Annotated in this window: 3 protein-coding genes; 2 read left to right on the plus strand and 1 reads right to left on the minus strand. The window is 50.7% G+C overall.

What is annotated here, in order from left to right; translation table 11 throughout:
• Both J0895_RS23390 and J0895_RS23395 read left to right on the plus strand, forming a co-directional pair.
• Positions 1-744: D-alanine--D-alanine ligase family protein (locus tag J0895_RS23390; RefSeq protein WP_207090396.1), on the plus strand; the 744-nt coding region annotated here is incomplete at its 5' end.
• Positions 745-973: 229 nt separating this feature from the next.
• Positions 974-1,366: a hypothetical protein gene (locus tag J0895_RS23395; RefSeq protein WP_207090397.1), complete on the plus strand. Its 393-nt coding sequence runs from the start codon at positions 974-976 to the stop codon at positions 1,364-1,366.
• Positions 1,367-1,495: 129 nt separating this feature from the next.
• Here the strand turns inward: J0895_RS23395 and J0895_RS23400 are convergent, their stop codons facing one another.
• Positions 1,496-4,063, minus strand: coding sequence for a CHAT domain-containing protein (locus J0895_RS23400; protein ID WP_207090398.1), 2,568 nt, complete (start codon positions 4,061-4,063; stop codon positions 1,496-1,498).
• Between the last annotated feature and the right edge of the window lie 1,110 nt (positions 4,064-5,173).

The raw sequence follows: 5,173 nt of genomic DNA on the forward strand, positions 1-5,173 counted from the left end.
CTGACATTAATGCAGGTCCCCTTTGTTGGCACTGGGGTGATGGGTTCGGCAGTGGGGATGGACAAATTGGCGATGAAAACGGCATTTAGTCGTGTGGATTTGCCCCAGGTGAAGTATATGGCAGTCACCCGATCGCAGGTTTGGTCCAACCCTTGTGTGTTCCCGAAACTCTGTGATGAAATTGAGGCAAATTTGGGCTATCCCTGCTTTGTGAAACCGGCGAATTTAGGTTCGTCGGTGGGGATTTCCAAGGTGCGATCGCGCAGTGAATTAGAGGCGGCTTTAGATAGTGCAGCCAGTTACGATCGCCGTCTGATTGTAGAGGCGGGAGTGGTAGCGCGGGAAGTGGAATGTGCAGTTTTAGGGAATGACAATTCCAAGGCTTCTGTCGTTGGAGAAATTACTTATGAGAGTGATTTTTACGACTATGAAACCAAATACACTGATGGCAAAGCCTCCTTATTTATTCCAGCAGATTTACCCGAGGCAGTCGCTGCTCAAGTTCAGGAGATGGCAATTCGGGCCTTTGAAGCAGTTGATGGGGCCGGGTTGAGTCGCGTGGACTTTTTCTATGTGGAAGCAACAGGCGAGATTTTTATTAATGAAATTAATACCCTCCCCGGTTTTACAGCCTTGAGTATGTACCCGCAACTCTGGGCCAAAACTGGGGTTTCTTTTACGGAATTAGTAGACCGATTGATAGAGTTAGCGATCGAGCGGCATACTGATAAAAGTAAGGATTAAGGTCAGCCAATTACAGAGAATAGGCGGTAATCAGAACGGGTGCATCCCAATAAAGAGACCTAACCCCCCAGCCCCCTTCCCTTCAAGGGAAGGGGGAGAAAGACGTCAATTTCCCCCTCCCCTTGCAGGGGAGGGGGGCAGGGGGGAGAGGTCAGATTCGGTTTTAGGCAAAACTGAGATGCTCCCATCAGAACTCACTCAGGTTGGTGATTGATTCGAGGAGCAATGTATGAGTTCGAGACTTTTAAAACCATTTACAGTATCGGATCGGCGACAGATCAATCGGTTGCGAGCTTTTATCCCAAACCGGGAGAGTCAGTTGGCGCGATTGCGAGAGTTAAGCGGGAGTCAGGATGCTCATCTGGATTATTTGAAGCGGTTGAGGGAACAAAACCGGCGCCCTCTGCTGCCGGAGGGTCAGGGGTCGGGGGGGCATCCGCAAAGGGTAGGTCGGGTGAGGAAACAACCCGCTTCTGGGTCTCTGGTGCGATTTCTGCAGAGGCAACCTTGGGTGTTGGGACTTTTGGCCTGGGTGCTGTTGATGGGGATGGCTTGGAGTTCTTGGAATGTGTTGGTGAGTCCTGGGTTTACGGAGGTTCCAGAAGTTCGGGATGATGAGTGATAGGCAATTCCGGTGAGGTTGACGAGGGAAAAGATTGGTAGTAATGCCTGAAGGCGTTACTACCAACTTTGAGAACGCCTGAAGGCGTTACTACGAACAGATGGGGAGTTTCAGCCTTGATTATGCGGATTACTCTTTTGTCATGAGGAGCGATCGCCAATCTTCTAGGGCGGATTCGGGCCACATCCAGTCGGTTGCTAGGGCGTCGGGTTGGAAACTCAAGGGATCGACGGTGAGGACGATTTTGCGGAGTTTAATGGCTTTACTGAGGACTTCAGCCCGATCGCCTGGGGGTAAGTCTGATGCAGAACGACTCAGAACTAGGGAAAATCCAGCATAAGCAGTTAAGGCATCATAACTTTCCAGGGGCGCAGATTCTGGAGTGGTGGAATTTTTAGACCCCATTAAGGGCATTTTTTCGAGTAATTTTAATGACTCCATCCAAGCATCTTCGGCTTTTTTGAAATTGCCATCAGCGTAGTAGGCAAACCCTAGGGCATTGTAATAGGTGGGATTATTGGGTTCTTGTTGGACAGCGCGAGTCCAATAGCGGCGGACATCATCCAAACTGTATTTAGGATTGCCCGAGAGGACTGCTTGCCATGCGAGACGACCCCATAAGAAGGTGATACTGGAGTCAAATTTATGAGGTTCGGGAACGCCACTGAGTACCGCCTCGGCATAATTGAGGGCGCTGCGTTGGGGTTGGAGAAGTTCTTCGAGCGCTTTTTGACCGGCGATCGCATCCCCTTCATTAAAATAAGCAAAGGCTAATTTGCCGACTTCTGGGGTTTGTAATTGACTGAAATTGGCCCGATCGCCCCGAGGTAACGTAGACTCTAGGGCAATCGAAGCGGTGGGGGGGAATAAGGTCCCCGGTCCTTGGGTGCTGGCAGAAAAGCGAGTTTGCCCGGTCCAGAATCCGGCCCCGGCAATGGCGATCGCCACTGCGGCACCGATCGCCACGCGCCATTTATACCCAAAGGATTTGGCGGTACTCAAGGCATTCTGACTCGGCTGAGTCACAGGCGCATCCGTTGCCGGTAACGGCCAATTTTGGGCGGAGTAAGGGGGAGTCTTAGGCGTTGGGGGTAACTCTTCCGTGATGGTTTCTTCGAGGATATCAAATGCCTTCTGGACTTGGCTGTTCTGACGATGCAGGGCATCAGTTTCGGGGTCAGTCTCACCTACCATTTCTCGGAACAACTCCGACACCACGGAGACGGCCTCATCCTCATCGAGTTCGTCATACATGATATCTTCATAGACCCCTTCGAGGTCGCCCTCATCAAACAACTCGGGGTCATCCTCGGCAAAAGCGCTTTGCACCGTCATTGTTCCCGTGCGGGAGGGGGGGATGGTGCTGAAATCGAGAGCGTCGCGGGAGTGAGAATTCCCTGGGGTAGAGAATGCGGATAGGGAACTAGCTGCGGCGATTTCCTGGGGAATCGGGGAGGTTTGACGGGGAATCGGGCGATCGCCTTTGGTCGTGCGAGGGTTCCCCGTCGTCTCTTGTGCCGATGTGAGATACCCATCAAATTCAGGATGGAGATACAGAACGGGCAGCGCCCAGTAGAGTTGGTGAGAACCATAAGCGGACATCAACCCCTGTCTAGCGCGATTCAGGCTGAGATCTACGGGATAACCTTGTTTGATGTTGTAATAAAATAACCGGGTCAGAGTCAGGGCGACATCATCGGTAATCCGTTCCGCCATTGCCAGAACCCCGGGGACACCCCGCTTGACCAGGACCTCAGCCAGCGATCGTCTGCCGGTGGCATCGGTGGGGTCAGAACTGGATGTATAGGCCCCGCGACAGGAGTTAAAGACGGCCATGCGAATCCCCGCATTGACTAACAATCCGGCGAGGTCATTGCCGGTGAGAACTTCGCTGAGGCCGGTTTTCCGGTTGACGAGATAGAGTTCACCGCCACCGACACCGACATCGCTGTGACCGGAGTAATGTAAGACTTGGTAGTGATTTTGTTCTAAGGCGCGGGTGAGTTCTTCTCGGTTGGGTTGTTCCAGGATATCCAGTTGGATTTGTGGGGGTTTGCCGGTAACGGGAGTGCCACTGCGCCAGCGCGCTTTGAGGTCTTCTTGCAGGTGAATTGTTTCCCGTTTCAGGGCGAGATTTTCCCGGTCCGTAGGGGCGGCCAAGACCATTAAAATTTTGACCCGATCGCCGGTATTTCCAGGGAGGGCGACGGGGGCGAGGGTGGGTTGATAGCGAGAGAATACCAGATCTTTGCCGGTGGCGATCGCCCGGGTCTCTTCGTGAATCACCTCCCAAGGGAGACGAGGCAGGTGAGGTCCTTTGAGTCCGAGGCGTAATCGCAGCACATTCCCTTGGTTATGGGCGATCGCTTGGGCCGAAGTCAGGCGATCGAGCAAGCTGCCTTGAAACAACGCCTGATACAGTTCCTGACCCAGTTCTACTAAGTTTCCTAATGTAGTCCGTTCTGAATTGGCCGTTGGGGAGTCCGAGGAAGAATCGGGTTGATCATTTAAGCGCATCAACGTCGATAATGGATCTTCCATTAGCTTAGTCGCTTGGCTCAACCATCCCTCTACCGGCCAGACCACTTGTTCTTCAGCCGGTAGCACGCCTTTTGGTGCTTGTTCAGTCCGCACCAGATACTTATCGTCCCCAACTGGGGTTACAGAAATATGTAATTCTTCAAATTTCTGGCTCACAGTTTCACTGCACTCCTGCTCACTGTTTATATGCTATTTCTGGGGCTGACCTGCGGTTAGGTTAAGGCTGGCCCCCTGTATTTTTAACTCTAGTTTTAAGGGAATAAATGGGATAATTGACTGGAAAATCTCACGAAAAATGGGCAGATAGTTGCTCATTTTTCAAGTTTCTTCGGATTAGTTTATCCCCTATTTAAATTGTAACTTTATAGATGAACCCTCAACAATTTCCCCAAGTTAGAAGAACTTTATTTTGGATAAAGTCTTTCCGGATAGACGAAAACGCTGGGGAAAAGTTACCCGCTCAAAAAAACTTTTTCATTCCCCAATCAAAATTGGCTGTTAACCCCCTAAACAATGACTGCAAAAAAATTCTGAGGAAATGCTGACAACTGTCCGGAATGCATTGGCTCTATCGAGAACAATAGAGTGGTAGATGCACCCTGATGGATATATCCCGGCACCAAAACGCCGGGAATTTTTTAAGCTTTATAGTCTGTTAATCTGCTGACCCTTGAGACATTCCACCCACCGTGCGATCGGGTTAACAAAGAAGGGAGAATCAGCCCGCTAAAATTGCGGACTGTTCACCTTAAGCCTTCAACCCCAATTAATATTAAACGGGTTACAGATATCCTTTACCTTGATCCGGTTAAGCCGAGAAATCTCAGAAGGATCAGGTATAGATGCACTCAAAAGTAGATCCCTAGTTGTTAGGAGCTAGGGATTTTTTTTATGGGTTGTGGAGGAGCGATCGCACGGATTTGGATCCTTCAGATGCACCCCTGAATCGCTCCTGAAAGCAGAATCCCTTCGCGTGATTGACGGGGCAGACACATAGAAACCCGATTGGCCCGAGAGGAACGCACCCTAATTGACGTTTCCTCTCCCTTGCAAATGTAGTGACAGCCTGATGGCACAGGTTCGCTTTGTGCCTGCTTAATCTCTAGTCTAGCAATAATTTGTCCGGATTGCAGGGGGTATCTCAAGAAGAAAGGAATGGTAGATGCACCCTGATTGACGTTTCCCGGCTCTTTTGAGCCGGTTTTTTTTTATCCAAATTTTTGACAAACTCCAGTTCGAGGGTAAGGAGTAGGGTGGGCACTGCCC

The organism is Phormidium pseudopriestleyi FRX01, assembly GCF_017313335.1.
GTDB classification, from domain to species: Bacteria; Cyanobacteriota; Cyanobacteriia; order Cyanobacteriales; family Laspinemataceae; genus Laspinema; species Laspinema pseudopriestleyi.

Bases quoted from the DNA above. Each gene is read 5' to 3' on its own strand.
- J0895_RS23395 (WP_207090397.1), top strand. From the start codon at position 974: ATGAGTTCGAGACTTTTAAAACCATTTACAGTATCGGATCGGCGACAG.